General features: G+C 37.0%; 16 protein-coding genes. 9 read left to right on the top strand and 7 right to left on the bottom strand.

Annotated features, from left to right (window positions below; all coding sequences use genetic code 11):
• Positions 1–257 precede the first annotated feature (257 nt).
• The 6 genes from I5435_RS13260 (at position 258) to I5435_RS13235 (ending at position 4599) form a co-directional block, all read left to right on the top strand.
• Positions 258–716: a VOC family protein gene (locus I5435_RS13260; protein WP_025219835.1), complete on the top strand. Its 459-nt coding sequence runs from the start codon at positions 258–260 to the stop codon at positions 714–716.
• A 144-nt stretch (positions 717–860) separates the two neighbouring features.
• Entirely contained in the window at positions 861–2048 is a 1188-nt protein-coding gene (locus I5435_RS13255) for an MFS transporter (RefSeq protein ID WP_024361021.1), read from the top strand.
• A gap of 135 nt (positions 2049–2183) precedes the next feature.
• Positions 2184–2861: a copper amine oxidase N-terminal domain-containing protein gene (locus I5435_RS13250; protein ID WP_108030092.1), complete on the top strand. Its 678-nt coding sequence runs from the start codon at positions 2184–2186 to the stop codon at positions 2859–2861.
• 18 nt (positions 2862–2879) lie between these two features.
• Complete coding sequence (locus tag I5435_RS13245; protein WP_024361019.1) at positions 2880–3119, top strand: hypothetical protein; 240 nt, start codon at positions 2880–2882, stop codon at positions 3117–3119.
• A 14-nt stretch (positions 3120–3133) separates the two neighbouring features.
• Positions 3134–4039, top strand: coding sequence for an FAD:protein FMN transferase (locus tag I5435_RS13240; RefSeq protein WP_025219833.1), 906 nt, complete (start codon positions 3134–3136; stop codon positions 4037–4039).
• On the top strand, positions 4033–4599 hold the full coding sequence (locus I5435_RS13235; protein ID WP_024361017.1) for a ferric reductase-like transmembrane domain-containing protein: 567 nt from the start codon (positions 4033–4035) through the stop codon (positions 4597–4599). The genes I5435_RS13240 and I5435_RS13235 overlap by 7 nt, the downstream gene beginning before the upstream one ends.
• 68 nt (positions 4600–4667) lie before the next feature.
• Here I5435_RS13235 and I5435_RS13230 read toward each other — a convergent pair whose 3' ends face one another.
• Together I5435_RS13230 and I5435_RS13225 are read right to left on the bottom strand one after the other, a co-directional pair.
• Positions 4668–5906, bottom strand: a complete 1239-nt coding sequence (locus I5435_RS13230; RefSeq protein WP_025219832.1) for a sensor histidine kinase — start codon at positions 5904–5906, stop codon at positions 4668–4670.
• Positions 5896–6576 carry a response regulator transcription factor gene (locus I5435_RS13225; RefSeq protein ID WP_024361015.1) on the bottom strand — a complete coding sequence of 227 codons (681 nt, stop codon included), beginning with the start codon at positions 6574–6576 and terminating at the stop codon, positions 5896–5898. Before I5435_RS13225 ends, I5435_RS13230 begins: the two co-directional genes overlap by 11 nt.
• Positions 6577–6890: 314 nt before the next feature.
• Here I5435_RS13225 and I5435_RS13220 point away from each other — a divergent pair, with 314 nt between their 5' ends.
• Positions 6891–7193 (top strand): antibiotic biosynthesis monooxygenase family protein, encoded by a 303-nt coding sequence (locus tag I5435_RS13220; RefSeq protein ID WP_024361014.1) that lies wholly within the window; start codon positions 6891–6893, stop codon positions 7191–7193.
• Between the two features lie 112 nt (positions 7194–7305).
• Here I5435_RS13220 and thiD read toward each other — a convergent pair whose 3' ends face one another.
• From thiD to crcB (I5435_RS13195), 5 genes are all read right to left on the bottom strand, one after another.
• Entirely contained in the window at positions 7306–8127 is an 822-nt protein-coding gene (gene thiD, locus I5435_RS13215; protein WP_024361013.1) for a bifunctional hydroxymethylpyrimidine kinase/phosphomethylpyrimidine kinase, read from the bottom strand.
• A gap of 221 nt (positions 8128–8348) precedes the next feature.
• The gene (locus I5435_RS13210; RefSeq protein WP_024361012.1) at positions 8349–9554 is read right to left on the bottom strand and encodes a DUF418 domain-containing protein; all 1206 of its coding nucleotides are present in this window, start codon (positions 9552–9554) and stop codon (positions 8349–8351) included.
• Positions 9555–9912: 358 nt separating this feature from the next.
• Positions 9913–10260: a hypothetical protein gene (locus I5435_RS13205; protein WP_024361011.1), complete on the bottom strand. Its 348-nt coding sequence runs from the start codon at positions 10258–10260 to the stop codon at positions 9913–9915.
• Positions 10257–10619, bottom strand: coding sequence for a fluoride efflux transporter CrcB (crcB, locus tag I5435_RS13200; protein ID WP_025219831.1), 363 nt, complete (start codon positions 10617–10619; stop codon positions 10257–10259). Before crcB (I5435_RS13200) ends, I5435_RS13205 begins: the two co-directional genes overlap by 4 nt.
• Positions 10616–10978, bottom strand: coding sequence for a fluoride efflux transporter CrcB (gene crcB / locus I5435_RS13195; protein ID WP_024361009.1), 363 nt, complete (start codon positions 10976–10978; stop codon positions 10616–10618). The genes crcB (I5435_RS13200) and crcB (I5435_RS13195) overlap by 4 nt, the downstream gene beginning before the upstream one ends.
• A gap of 556 nt (positions 10979–11534) precedes the next feature.
• Here crcB (I5435_RS13195) and I5435_RS13190 point away from each other — a divergent pair.
• A complete protein-coding gene (locus I5435_RS13190) occupies positions 11535–13277 on the top strand; it encodes an ABC transporter ATP-binding protein (RefSeq protein WP_337982416.1) in 1743 nt (580 codons plus the stop codon).
• On the top strand, positions 13274–15007 hold the full coding sequence (locus tag I5435_RS13185; RefSeq protein WP_024361007.1) for an ABC transporter ATP-binding protein: 1734 nt from the start codon (positions 13274–13276) through the stop codon (positions 15005–15007). The genes I5435_RS13190 and I5435_RS13185 overlap by 4 nt, the downstream gene beginning before the upstream one ends.
• Positions 15008–15024: the final 17 nt, after the last annotated feature.

Here is a 15024-nt window from a genome sequence, read left to right as displayed (position 1 = left end):
TGTAAGACATTGTGAAAGGTGCTGTTTGACTCCGAATTTTGACATATGTTAAGGGATAGTCACTTTAGATAGTAAATAAAGAGGGAGAGATGGGGCTTTTAAAACCCATCTCTTTATTTTGTTTGACAGTGTAGTAACACATCTGTACGCTAGCAACCCCGCTAATTACTATAAAAAAGCATATTTCATCCTTTTGCACGATTTTCCCTTTTTCAAAAAATAGTATACTTTTGTCATTCATCATAAGGGGAGATCACATGATAAAAGGATTATATGAAGCACATTTACCCGTTAGCGATTTACAACAATCCATTATATTTTATAAAAAGCTAGGGCTTGAATTAGCTTATGTGCAACAGCAATTCGCCTTTTTCTGGATTGTCAAAGGACAAAGTTGGATAGGTTTGTGGGAATGTAAGGAAGCGCAATTAGACTACCATCCGTCTATTCGACATCTCGCTTTTAAAATCGACGAAGAGGATGCAGGACGAGTGAAACAATGGTTACAATCCATTGGCATTGAAATAAAAACAGCATTTGGCTTTACGCCCTCACAACAGCCGCTCGTCTTACCCAATCATCCACATGCCCATGCGGCAATCTATTTTGCCGATCCAGATGGCAATTCTATTGAGCTAATTACGCCATTAAGATTGGATGTTGCTGAAGAATTTCCAATGATGTCTTTAGCAACATGGTACAACAGGGATAAGTAGCGAAAGTGATACATAAATCAAGAATAAAGGAGTTTGCACACGTCGATAAAATACCAGATTTGTAAAATTATATGTACGATTATTTATAATTTTGTTACGATGGATGTTATAAAAATTTAATATTGGGCAACGAGGGGAGACAGCATGTGGGGAAAACGGAATGTTTGGATTATTTTATTAGGTGAATTTGTAGTAGGTCTTGGCTTATGGGCTGGAATTATTGGCAACTTAGCATTTATGCAAAAAGTCGTGCCGTCAGATTTCCATAAATCATTAATTATTTCAATTGGTATATTAGCTGGTCTTGTTGTCGCACCACTCGCAGGGCGGTTGATTGACCAATCAAAGAAAAAAACAGTTATTCAGTTTGCGAGTGTAGGTCGTATTCTAAGTGTGTTCTTTATGTTTATTGCACTGTATACCAACTCTGTAATATGGATGATATTATTTTTAATCACGTTGCAAATTGCAGCAGCCTTTTATATGCCTGCTTTACAGTCCATTATACCATTAGTTGTCAAAGATAAAGATTTAATGACTTTGAATGCATGGCAAATGAATGCTCGAACGATTTCAAGAATTGTCGGAACCGCTGCAGCGGGCTTAATGTTAAGCTATTTTGAGTTGAAATGGTTATATATTGTTTCACTAATTGTGTATATTATCATGTATTTTATTACAAATAGTTTAAAGCTTGATGAAGCGGTAAATGTATCTGTCAATGACAAGGAAAAAGGTAGATTTAAGGACGTATACCCGATGCTAAAGGAGCATCCGGTCGTATTAATGACACTCGTTTTAATGTTAATTCCGACATTATTTTTGGGCTCTTTTAATCTAGTCATTATGAAAATCACTGAAATGCATGAGTCCACGACTATTTCTGGTTTATTATATACAGTTGAAGGAATTGGCTTTATGTTAGGGGCTGCGGGGCTCAAATATATTGCTGAGCGCGTCAAAATAGGGACATTATTATTCGGACTTGCATTGATTATTGGCTTAATGGAGCTCATGTTATTGCTAGCGGATAGTACGTTCTTTGCTTTATTAACATTCGGACTATTTGGTTTTTCTGTCGGTTGCTTTTTCCCAACAACGATGGTGATTTTTCAAAAACAAGTACCGAAAGAATACCACGGGCGATTCTTTTCCTTCCGCAATATGATTGACTCGGTTGTGTTCCAAATTGTGCTGTTGTCAACAGGTATGATGCTTGATTTAATCGGCTTAAGTGGAATGGGTATTGTTTTTGGTATGATTAGTTTAAGTTTAACCGTAACTTTTTTCCTTTTCTCGAAGAAAAGAAAGGTGATTTTACACGCACATTAAGCGTTACAATGACAAGTTATTTCTATTTACAGGTCAATCTGTATGTGGAAATAGCTTTTTTTGTTTTTTATATGGGAAAATTCAGTTTCCTATCATTTTCATGTCCTACTATTAATGATGGAAGGAGTGAAGGAAATGAAAAACAAAAAAATAAGTGTAGCAGTTAGTTTATTGGTAGTAGGTTTATTAACGAATGGCATGCAGGCTAAGGCAGATGATGACGATTATGATCACGATGGTTATGAACATGAAAAGTATGAAAAATACGATGACCATGATGACGACTATGATCATAATGATGATGATGACTATGATTATGAGTATGAAGATGATTATGACGACGATGATGATCAATACGAAAATTATGATACAACGAACGTTGTGAATGAAAAAGGGAAATGGAATATATGGACAAGATCCGTTGTTGTCGATAAAGAAGCACTACCTTTTACGGATTCAAAACAAGTGGTATTAAAAGTAACAGGCACAAATAAAGAGGTAAACTTGTTTGCAATGCCAAAAGACGGAGAAATATTTGTACCTGGCAAGACAGTGGCAAAGCTATTAGGTGCAACAGCGACTTATTACAAAACAAGTGAAATATTGGTTATTCAAAACGCCAATCATGAACTTATTTATCGCGCAGGGAAAAATGTTGCTTACGATAACGATGTAAAAACACCATTACCTGCACATGCTTTTTATTTAAATAATGAGCTTTATTTACCGATTAGTGCCATAACAAATGGCTTAGGCTTTATCGCCGAATGGCAAGAGGAAAATCAACAGTTTGTCTGTCAACCATTAAATTAGGTAGGAGCGTGGAGAACGATGAAAGATCCAAAAAAAGCAAAATGGTTATTAGGCGCATCGGGTGTACTTATTTCTGCTGCATTACTATCACAATTTAATGACACATCGCAAGCTGAAACAACTGATGCTCAATTTTCTAAAATAGAAGAGAAGGCCATGACAAAGAAAGAGAAAGAGCTTGTCCAGCTTGATTGGACAAATTTTGAAATAACAAAACAAACAGCAGTCAAAAGTGAGCGCAAAACGAAAAGAACTTGATAGGGATGATGACAGTGGATACATTGACATTACAAGTAATGAATACGGAATTTTATCTAGCTATAGCAAAGAGTAACAAAACGAATTGGAAAGAAAAAGCTGAAAAGTGGCTTCGTTATGTAGCGCAAGAGTGGTCGAGGTTTGGCACGAACAATGAACTATGGCAATTGAATAATTTGGAAATCGGGCAAACATTACAAGTAAGTGACGACCTCTACGATTGTTTGGTGCAGGCCAATGACTATTATCTTCGTACAAATGGTTTATTTTCACCGTATTTAAAATTACAACTTGAACAACATGGCTACAATCAATCTTTTCCGTTTACCTCAATTGAAAAGGAGGCAATGTACAACCAATCTATTATAGCAGGTAATCCTTTTCGGTTTTTAAGCAATCAACAAGTTATGAAAATAGCACAGCAAGAAATTGATTTAGGGGGTTTTGCAAAAGGCTATGCTATTGAAAAATTAGCGCAATGGCTTGAGGCGGAGATAGCTCCTGAATACGGCTTAATAGATGGGGGTGGGGATATGAAAATGTGGTCGTCAGGTGAAAAAATATGGACGATTGGTGTTGCCGATCCCTATGATGTGGACAAAGAAATAAGCTCTATAAAAATGGCTTCGGGCGCTATTGCTACCTCTAATCGAATTTATAGAAGTTGGACCCAAGGAGAAAACAGGAAGCATCATTTATTAAATGGTCAAACAGGAAACGTTGCGATCACGGATGTAATACAAGCAACGGTCGTAACATCATCATTATGTGATGCAGAAGTTGGAGCAAAACTTTGCTTTTTAGTGGATGAGACCAAACAGCAACAATGGCTTGAAGCAATATGCGACCGCAGTGCACGTTTTATTGTAAAAGAAAATCAAGCAGGTTACTGGGCAATGACGGGGGAGAAAGTATGTTAACAAGTACATGGGAATGGATTCGGTTATTAGGGTTTTTAGCATATTTTTATTTTACAGTGTCTATTGTATTTGGTTTGTTAAGAAAATCAACGTTTGTCAAATCACATAAAAATTTAATCTACCAAGTTCATCAAAACGCGGGGTGGTTAGGTCTAATAACCGTTGTTGCGCATATGTTCGTGCTCATCATCGATAACTACCAGCCCTATGCATTAGTGGAAGTGCTACTCCCTTTTTCATCTCATTATCAACCGATTGCCTCAGGACTTGGGATAATTGCTTTTTACTTATTTTTATTAGTACTATTAACTTCAGATTTATGGTTGAAATCGATGAATCGCTCAATATGGAAATCGATCCACTTTCTCGTATTGCCAGCTTGGCTCCTATCTCTTTTACACGGCATACTTATTGGGAGTGATACAGACAACATATATATCCTGCTGTTCTATTTTACGTCCGCAGGTTGTGTGCTCTCAATATTGATAGCAAGAATGGTCAGCCAAGGAAGGAAGACAAAAGACAAAACAGTACCACAAGCATTAAGGAGCTCAAAATAAAAGCATCAGCTTATTTCTTGAGAGGAAATAAGCTGATGCTGTTGCTTTTTAAGCCAATTTAAGAAATGTTATTGAACGGGAAATTCAATATAAAACGTTGAACCTTTTCCTACAGTACTCGTAACATAAATTTTTCCTCCATGCTGTTCTACAATCGCTTGTGCAATGGCAAGACCTAACCCTGTCCCATTGCGTTGACGTGAAGTGTCACTGCGGTAAAAGCGTTCAAACACCATGGCAAGTTCCTGCTCTGGTATACCGATACCACTATCTGCTAGAGCAATCGTGATAAGGTTTGCTTGTTTTGAAAGTGTCAATGTAATCTGACCTTGCTTTGTATAGGCAATAGCATTATCTAATAGGATATAAAGCAGTTCTTGTATTTTTGTTGCATCGCCAAGTAGTTCAATGTTTTCTTCTATTTGTGTGCAAAATTGAATGGATTCGGGCATAATTTTCTGAAATTTAGTACTGATTTTTTCAAGCATAGTAGATAGCTGTAATACTTCTTGATGAGCTAAGCCCTGCTGTTGATCGTGGCGCGCTAAAAATAATAGTTTATCAAGCAGTGCTTTCATTAATTGGGCCTCATCTTTTAAATCTGTAATTAACTCTTTGCCAAAAGGAGTTAAATGCTTTGCTTCCTCAAGTTCTAAAATATCGAGTGAACTATAAAAAATACTAAGTGGTGTGCGCAATTCATGAGAGGCATCCGAAACAAACTTTTTTTGTTTATCAAATGACCATTGAATAGGAACCATCGCTTTGCCAGCCATGTAGTAGCTCAGTAATCCGATTAAAATCGTTGAAATACACGCTAATAGTAGCAGTAACTCACTTGCTTTTTGAAAAAAGTGATGTTGTGTTGTTACAGATTTCCCAATCAGTATATAACCGACTACTTTTTCATGATAGCTAATCGGTTTTTTGAGTACAAGAAAATGCTGTTCTTTCCATTCGAAACGACGTACGACATCGTGAACTTGACGGTCTGGCGAAAAGGCTTTTTCTACTTGTGTTTTAAGCCCTCTAACAGATTCATCCCCATGGATAAATTGATGATCGTTTGTATAGATATAATAAAAATAATTCCGATTTGGATCATAGCTCACGGTTTTTTTGTTGTCATTTGCATATTCAAAATAATCATGTTCCTGTTTTATATAAAACGCTTCTAATTCTTGTATTTGTTGATTTTCCATCAATTTAACGAGAGAAAAATAAAGAACAATAATAAACAGCGAAAACAATAAAAAATAGAGTGTGGCATACAAATAAGATAATTTTTTTCTGGTTTTATGAAACATGAGATTCCCTCAATTTATAGCCAATGCCCCGCACATTTTGAATGCGTGATTTGACTTGCCCATCATCAATTTTTTTCCGAACAAGCTTTACTAAAGCATCTAATGAATTGTTGGATACATCATAATCATAGCCCCAAATATAAATGCATATTTGTTCTCTCGTTAGAACACGACCTTTATTTAAAAATAAATATTCAAGAAGCAAAAATTCATTTTTAGTTAATTCTACTTCGGTATTATTAAGCAAAAAAGTCCGCGCATCGACTTGTAAGGTTAAATTATCTACTCTGACAACTTGCTCAATCACTTTATTTTTTCTACGCAGTAATGCCCGCACCCTTGCTAACAGTTCCTCCATCTTAAAGGGTTTTACTAAATAATCGTCAGCGCCACTATCAAGTCCTGTAATGATATCTTCTGTATCGTCCTTGGCAGTTAGCATTAAAATACTGCCATTAAAGCCACTTTGTCGTAACTGCTGACAAACAGCAATACCACTTAGCTGAGGCATCATCCAATCTAAAATCACTAAATCGTACTGTTCAGAAAATGTATTGTTCAGGGCATCTTGTCCATTATCGACAGATGCTACATGGTGGAATTCTTTTTTTAAAATATGAACAATATTTTTACGTAGTCGACTATCATCTTCTGCCAGTAATATTTTCATTTTAGTTCCCTCCTGTTTCCATATTCAAATTATTATACTATGCTAAAATGAAGGCAAACTGAAAAAATAGTATATCATCTTGTTTTTTTCACATTTAGCTATCTTTAGTGTGAACCACCAAGTAAATTGAATCAATAGAGATGGCTATCGCTTAATGACTAAAAGTTAGTTCTATAGTACATACCTCCATTATAAAGGGTAGTACTACAATGTATACTAGCGGAAGTTTGCAAAACTGCCACGACATAGCTTATTGAAATTAAATGGATAGGATTTTTTATACAATAGTCGTGAAAGAGGAGGGGGAGTAAAGGATGGATAGTTATTATGCAGTTATTTTCACATCACAACGGACGGATGACGACAACGAAGGATATGCCAAAATGGCGGATGCCATTGAAGTATTAGCAAAACAGCAGTCAGGTTTTCTTCGTGTGGCAAGTACAAGAAATGCCGAGGGGCAGGGGATTACTGTATCGTATTGGGAATCGTTAGAGGCGATTCAACAGTGGAAAAACAATGCACAACATGTTGTAGCACAACAACTAGGGAAAGAAAAATGGTACAGTCATTATCATGTAGAAATATGCCAAGTTATGCGTGCATATTCTTTTTAAGATATTAGCATTTCGTCTTCAACGATAGCACAAATAAAAAAATCCGCTGAGCCTGCAAAAGGCTCCACACGGATTTTTTTTGCTTTTAATAACGATAAGCCATGTTCCATTATTACGAGTATCGAGTTACTGTAATATCATGTTCACCAAACGCTTTATAGGCACGATGGTCAATAGCTCCAGCAACCGTTTCAAACGGTATAGCTCGACGAATGCCAGCAGTAACAAACTTTTTAGCTTGAATAACAGCCTCTTCAACACTTAAACCTTGTGCTAAGCCAGCAGTGATCGCGGCAGAATATGAACAACCTGCTCCATTTGTATGGATAGTATCAATACGTGGGGCTTCCAATGTTACCATGCGTACGCCATCATATAATACATCTGTTGCTGGACCATCGAGACGACCACCTTTTACGAGTACAAATTGCGTGCCAAGCTTATGTAAATCACGGGCAGCATCCTGTAAATCAGTGGCAGTCGTCAATTTTTTACCACCGAGCAAATATTCTGCTTCAGGCATATTAGGGGTCATAATTGTTGCATGCGGTAATAGTTTATCCTTTAAAGAAGACATGGCACCTTCTTCCATTAATGCAGTTCCTACTTTACCGAACATAACGGGGTCAATAACGACATGTTTGACCTGAACAGTAGAGAGCCAGTCTGACACAAGCTCAATGATATCTTTGGTGAATAGCATCCCTGTTTTTAAAGCATCTATGCCAATTTGCGTTGCAATCGTATGGAGCTGTGCCTCAATAACGTCTAACGATTGCGTAAAAACGCCTTGATTAGTACGAGGATGTGTTGCTACAAAGGCCGTAATGGCAGAAGTGCCGTACACCCCTAGTTCTTGGAAAGTTTTTAAATCTGCTTGAATACCAGCTCCGCCACGTGCGGCAGAACCGGCAATTGTCAGTGTTTTTTTCATGTTTAGTGTACTCCTCATCTTTTACGTGAAAGCTAGTTGACGATGACTTAAAAGTAATTCTATATTACTTTATTGTAATAATAATTGTCGTTATTTTGAAATAGCCAGAAAGTAGAGTTTTTATAATGTCAGTTTAAAGATAAAGCAAAAAATTAAAACATGTATGTGCTAGCCATTAGGAAGAACATACATGTTTTAATGGCGCTATGCAATCAAAGGGATTACGTTAATTTTTGTAGATGGCGTTTCACAGGGATATTGCCAAGTTTACGCCAGATGGTTTCAACTGGACCTTGTTTATATTTTCGTAACCATAAAGTAGAAAATACAATCATAAACAACGTAATGCCTAGCCAAGATGCGTGGATTAATGGTTGACTATAATGGTTGGATAGGCCGAGTCCCCAATTATAGAACAAAAAGGATGCAATGATATTTTGCGCGATATAGCATGTAAGTGCCATTTTGCCAACATTACTAATATAATGTTGGGTTTTAACGAACTTTTGATGGCGGGCGATTAAAAAGACAAGACCGAGATAACCCAGTGATAAAACAGGGGCAAAAACATAGCGGTCTAAAACGACAAATTGAGTACTAAAAAACGATAGTGCATTTAATGGGATACCAATACCTAATCCAATCCATAGTAGGCGGTTTTGCAGTCGAATGCCGTGTTCATCCATTTTCAATAAACCTTTTCTGACGAGGAAGACACCCAGTAAAAATAAGAAAACATTCATTGGTAAAATCATAATCGCTTCTGAGCGTAAAACCCAAAAATGTTCTAGTCTGTATACAACTTGCTCCCACCATGAAAATCCAGCTATCTCAAGCAATTGATTTTCCTGACGAACTAATGCTGCTTGTTCAGCAATACTACTACGATTAGCACTTATATTGGCATATGGATTGTTTGGAAACAATGTTCGTGCAAGTTGAGTCGTCATAATTTTGTCCATAAGAAAACCTTCTACGACTTGGTGAAAAAGGTGAATACTAGCTGCAATAAACATACAAATTTTCATGACTCGCTCTGAGCGTTGAATAATAAATGCAACGAGGATACCTGTTAGGGAATAACTCATTAATACATCAAATTCAAAAACAAATATAAAATGAAGAACCCCATCTAAAAAAAGCAATATCATAGACCATAGGTACAGTTTAAACCAAGGGAGCCCCCTATTTTGGAAACTAGCATATTTCAATTGCATGCCAATGCCGAACATAATCGTTAATAAGCCAAGAAATTTCCCGTTCGTTAAATAATCTGAAAACTTAGATATATATGAACCAATCCTTGAAATATCAGTTTCATCTAAATCGACTGAATAGCCGGCTGACCCAAAAATCCAAATATTCGTTCCCAGTGTGCCAATTATGGCTAGTCCTCTCGCAACATCCAATAATTTTATTCTTTCCATCAAAACACCTCTCAAAAATGTTTATATAGAACGAAATGATAACGATTTTCATCGCGTTCTCATAAATAATAAACGAGTATAGATTAGGAAGGTTCCGATAAAATGAGCATTTTAGTGGATTGAAATAGCATAATATAGTTTTTATGAGGGTAAAAGGCAAGCATGTCATAAAAAAATAGCTTGTTTGTGACGGTCAATCGATTGCAAAGATAGAGGTTGGAGGAGAAGATTATTACAGAGAACGCGCAAGCAAGTTACGGCTTATATACTTACCTTGCCAAAGCGGCAAATAGAACAGTAAAAAAGTGTTAGATGTTTTGCTGTCAATCTAACACTTTCTTTGTATTGTCTACCGCTTTTAAAACATCTGTGGTAATAGCTCATTTATAAATTGACGATTTTTACGTAGCCAAATTTTTAAAATGATGCGATGCGTTAAAAGCTGATGTCTTTTGTTGGGCCTGTTTTTTGCTTCTAGTAAACTCTCGAGTAATAGGCACGTTTCGGTAGCGTAATTATTAGGTTCTACTAGTACATCAAGCTTATAATCTATTAAGTGCGCTGCTTGCACCTTGGCGAGTAATTTGGCAAATAGAGTCGTCATTTCTTGGTAAGCTTCATCAAGTTCTAAGTCAATTAATGTATATAATGTATGTTCAATTTCAGCCTCTAAAGCTTGAAGCTGCTCGATTGTGGGTTGTGTCAAAAAATCACCTCTAATGTTTTAAGGACGCCCTGCATAAGGGAAAGCCCTAGTGCTGCAAAGAGCAATCCGACAATTACAGTACTACAAATATAACGGAACGCTAGATGCCATTGTTTCTTTTCGATTAGTTGCAATGTTTCAAAACCAAATGTTGAAAACGTTGTATAAGCACCTAAAAAGCCAATTCCTAAGAAATGCCATAGCGCATCACTTAGATGTGCACCAACTAACAGACCGAGTACAAAGGAACCTGTTATGTTGATGACAAAGGTAGCCCAAGGATATGTACTAACAATCCATTTACCTAAGTAAAACCTTGCTAATGCACCTAAAAATCCGCCTATTCCAACTAATATCATTGCGTCCGCCTCCTTGCAAGTCGAGCGCCTAGCCAAGCGCATACTAGACCACCGAACACACTCATCAAACAATAGGCGAGTGCTTGTCCCCATTTACTATTTTCCAACAGTAAAAGTGTCTCTACAGAAAAGGTCGAGAAGGTAGTAAAGGCTCCTAAAAAGCCTGTACCAATGCCGAGTACAAGGGGCGTGCGGTTAGTAAAGGTGGTGAAAAGGAAGGCTAAACAAAAACAGCCAACTAAATTAATGCAAAGTGTTGAAAATGGAAAGACCGCCGTATTTGCAGCTAGCATACTAATATAATAGCGGGAAATAGCGCCTAAACATCCTCCTAAGCCAATTGCAACAAATATTTTCAATGTCAAAGACTCCTTTATTTTTAGACCGAGTATAGATAATAAGATTCACCGCATGCCTTTATATTGTATCAAGCACAAAAGCAGGATGGTAGTTTTTTAAAGTTTGTTATAATGAAAGCTATTTTCTTGCGAATAAAGCAATTCACTACTTTAAAGCGTTAATTATTTCCTGTAATATATAAAAAATAACAGTTTGAATGTTGACAATTATTTCAATTATATGATAATCTTCAATAACACTATAACAAACCAAACAAAGGAGGGCATGACAATGATGATTTTATCCGTACGATACAAAAGCACAGCTGCATACATTGTCCATGTCTAACATTGTTATTTTTTATGCAATGAAAGGTATGGGTGCACCTTACCTTTTATAAGAGACGCATGCTCTTTTTAGGGGATGCGTCTTTTTTATTGCAAAAAAAGGTGGTAGTGAACAGAAAAAGGAGTGTATGTGTATGCAAAACATCACAAGGAAATTAATTTTCAATAAGGAATTGCTAGATAGTGGGTAGCGAAGATGTAAAGCATTTAGGAAAGAAGGTATTGAAGTATGTTTGATGTATTAAGTAAATTAAGTTGGTTTTTTAAGCAATATTGGAAGCAATATACCATAGCGATTGTACTCTTAATCATTGCGAGTGGATTAGAGGTTATTCCACCGTATTTACTAGGGTCTATTATTGATATTTTAACTGCAGGCACAATGACAACAGCTATTTTAACGAAATATTTGTTGATTTTTGCGGCTATTATTGTTGGCGGTTATGTCTTGAATTTTGTTTGGCAATTTCGATTATTTGAAGGTGCCATTAATTTAGAGAAAATGTTACGTCGCAATTTAATGCAACATTTTTTGCGTATGACACCGACATTTTATGAAAAAAATCGCACTGGTGATTTGATGGCACGAGCTACAAATGATTTAAACGCCGTGTCACTAACTGCGGGCTTTGGAATCATGACACTGATAGACTCGACGATCTATATGGGCTGTATTATTTTTGCAATGGGTTATATGATTTCGTGGAAGTTAACGTTTTTTGCCATGTTGCCAGTGCCCGTTATGGCTATTCTTATTCAGTATTTAGGGAAAATTGTGCATGAACGGTATATGAAAGCGCAGGACGCCTTTGGTGAATTAAATGATAGTGTCCTTGAGTCAGTAGCAGGTGTTCGAGTTGTAAGGGCATATGTACAAGAAAAAAAGGACGAAGCAAACTTTGCGGCAATGAGTGAAGTCGTTTATGAAAAAAATATGCATACGGCAAAAATCAACGCTTTATTTGGACCCATCACGAAAGTAGGGACAGGGATTAGTTATGTTGTGGCACTTGGCTACGGTGCACATTTAGTATCGACTGAGGCGATGTCATTAGGGCAACTTGTAACATTTACTGTCTATTTAGGATTAGCGGTTTGGCCAATTTTTGCGATTGGGGAACTTATTAATGTGATGCAGCAAGGAAATGCCTCATTAGACCGTGTACAGGAAACGTTACGCTATAAAGCGGATGTACAAAATAGTGCAACACCGCAAGCTGTAGCAACGCCAAATGCAATCGGGTTCAACGAATTATCTTTCCAGTATCCAATGAGCCATGTGAAAAACTTGGAACGTATTTCATTGTCGCTAAAAAAGGGGCAAACACTTGGTATTGTTGGAAAGACAGGTGCTGGGAAAACAACCTTCTTACGACAGCTGCTACGTGAGTATCCAATTGGAGAAGGTCAGTTGTCCATTGATGGCATTGATATTACGGCTCAAACAAAAGAGCAGTTACTCGATTGGATCGGCTATGTGCCGCAGGATCATGTATTATTCTCCCGAACAATTCGAGAAAATATTTTATTTGGAAAAGAAGATGCTACAGAAGAAGAGCTGAAACAAGCGATTCATGCAGCCTATTTTGAAAAAGATTTAGCCCATCTCCCAATGGGGCTTGAAACACTTGTTGGAGAAAAAGGGGTATCACTTTCAGGAGGTCAAAAGCAACGTGTATCAATTGCGCGGGCACTCATTAAAGACCCTGAAATTTTAATCCTTGATGATTCACTTTCAGCGGTAGACGCTAAAACGGAAGCTAAAATCATCGAAAATATTCAGCGTGAACGACAGGATCGAACGACGATTATTACAACCCATCGATTATCGGGAATTCAACATGCCGATATGATTATTGTGCTTGATGAAGGACAAATAGTAGAACAGGGAACACATGAACAGCTCCTTTCACAACAAGGCTGGTATAAAGAACAATTCGACCGTCAGCAGCTAGAAGGGGGTGCCTCATGAGTACGAGTCAACGCTTAACACGCTATGCAATGTATTTTAAAAAACCAATATTTTTAGGGTTATTTTTCTTAACCATTGCTGTCTTTACCGAACTTGTCGGGCCATTTATTGCAAAGCATATCATCGATAATTATATGACGATCGGTCAAATAGAAATTAAACCGATTACGTGGTTGTTACTATTGTATTTAATTTTGGCGATTGCTACAGCGGTTTTACGTTACTTTATGTATATTTATTTACAAATGGGCGCAAATCGTGTTGTTCAAAAATTACGTAAAGATGTATTTGAGCATATTCAAACGTTACCGATTCAATATTTCGATAATTTACCAGCAGGGAAAATTGTTGCGCGTGTAACCAATGATACCGAGGCAGTACGCAATTTATATGTCCAGGTGCTATCAAATTTTGTGACAAGTTTAATTTCAATCATCGGTGTATATGTAGCGCTGTTTATTTTAAATTGGCAAATGGCGTTACTGGCATTAGTCATGGTGCCTATCATTTATGTATGGATGATTTTATATCGGAAATTTGCATCGAAATACAATGATGTTATTCGCACAAAGATTGCAGATATCAATGCGATGATCAATGAATCCATTCAAGGTATGACAATTATTCAAGCATTCCGACGTGAGCAACAAATGACGAAGGAATTTGATGATATGAATAATGAACACTATGCCTATGAGCGTAAACTATTAGTGCTCGATTCGGCGACTTCATTTAACTTAGTGAATACGTTAAGGCTTTTAATGTTTACGATTTTTATTTTCTATTTTGGGACCCAATCGATGACGACAACGCAAATTATTTCAGCAGGGACTTTATATGCTTTTGTCGATTACTTAACAAAACTCTTCAATCCAATCACCAATATTGTGAATCAATTTTCGCAGCTTGAACGCTCGCTGATTGCAGGGAAGCGCGTGTTTGAGGTGTTAGATATAGATGGAGAGCCCGTATCTGAAGTAAGTCTACCAAGATATAAAGGCAATGTCGTGTTTGAGGATGTTTCCTTTGCCTACAAAAACGATGACTATGTTTTGAAAAACTTAACATTTGAAGCACATCAAGGAGAAACAATTGCACTTGTAGGTCATACGGGCTCTGGAAAAAGTTCGATTATGAATTTATTATTCCGCTTCTATGACCCATCTAAAGGCAAGATTTCGATTGATGGTATAGATATTACAACGGTTGCTCGTCAATCTATGCGTGAGCATATGGGGATTGTTTTACAGGACCCTTATTTATTTACCGGAACGATTGCGTCCAATGTGAGTTTAAATAACCCGAAAATCTCTCGACAAAAAGTGGAAGATTCTTTAAGAGCCGTTGGAGGGGATCGCGTGCTTGCAAATTTACCAAAGGGTTATGATGAACCAGTGATTGAAAAAGGAAGTACATTATCTTCTGGTCAGCGACAATTAATATCTTTTGCACGTGCATTAGCCTTTGATCCAGCCATTTTAATCTTAGATGAAGCAACGTCAAATATTGACACTGAGACAGAAGAAATTATTCAACATGCAATGGATGTACTAAAAAAGGGGCGCACAACATTCATTATTGCCCACCGTCTGTCAACAATTAAAAATGCGGATCGAATACTTGTCTTAGATCGTGGAAATATTGTGGAGCGTGGTACCCATGATGAGCTATTAGCACACGGTGGAATTTATGAAAAAATGTATCAAATGCAAGCGAACTCTTTGCAGTAATAAGCGTCATTCCTCAA

The organism is Lysinibacillus sp. C5.1 (assembly GCF_016350185.1).
GTDB lineage: Bacteria > Bacillota > Bacilli > Bacillales_A > Planococcaceae > Lysinibacillus > Lysinibacillus sphaericus.
Note: the sequence above shows the minus strand (reverse complement) of the source record. Positions and strands in the feature narration are given on the sequence as shown.

Excerpts from the sequence above, each read along its gene's own strand:
- I5435_RS13185 (WP_024361007.1), top strand. The coding sequence starts at position 13,274 with ATGAGTACGAGTCAACGCTTAACACGCTATGCAATGTATTTTAAAAAA.
- I5435_RS13225 (WP_024361015.1), bottom strand. The coding sequence starts at position 6,576 with ATGAAAATATTACTGGCAGAAGATGATAGTCGACTACGTAAAAATATT.
- I5435_RS13190 (WP_337982416.1), top strand. The coding sequence starts at position 11,535 with ATGTTTGATGTATTAAGTAAATTAAGTTGGTTTTTTAAGCAATATTGG.
- I5435_RS13245 (WP_024361019.1), top strand. The coding sequence starts at position 2,880 with ATGAAAGATCCAAAAAAAGCAAAATGGTTATTAGGCGCATCGGGTGTA.
- I5435_RS13255 (WP_024361021.1), top strand. The coding sequence starts at position 861 with ATGTGGGGAAAACGGAATGTTTGGATTATTTTATTAGGTGAATTTGTA.
- I5435_RS13250 (WP_108030092.1), top strand. The coding sequence starts at position 2,184 with ATGAAAAACAAAAAAATAAGTGTAGCAGTTAGTTTATTGGTAGTAGGT.
- I5435_RS13260 (WP_025219835.1), top strand. The coding sequence starts at position 258 with ATGATAAAAGGATTATATGAAGCACATTTACCCGTTAGCGATTTACAA.
- I5435_RS13235 (WP_024361017.1), top strand. The coding sequence starts at position 4,033 with ATGTTAACAAGTACATGGGAATGGATTCGGTTATTAGGGTTTTTAGCA.
- I5435_RS13210 (WP_024361012.1), bottom strand. The coding sequence starts at position 9,554 with ATGGAAAGAATAAAATTATTGGATGTTGCGAGAGGACTAGCCATAATT.
- I5435_RS13220 (WP_024361014.1), top strand. The coding sequence starts at position 6,891 with ATGGATAGTTATTATGCAGTTATTTTCACATCACAACGGACGGATGAC.
- I5435_RS13230 (WP_025219832.1), bottom strand. The coding sequence starts at position 5,906 with ATGTTTCATAAAACCAGAAAAAAATTATCTTATTTGTATGCCACACTC.
- crcB (WP_025219831.1), bottom strand. The coding sequence starts at position 10,619 with ATGATATTAGTTGGAATAGGCGGATTTTTAGGTGCATTAGCAAGGTTT.
- thiD (WP_024361013.1), bottom strand. The coding sequence starts at position 8,127 with ATGAAAAAAACACTGACAATTGCCGGTTCTGCCGCACGTGGCGGAGCT.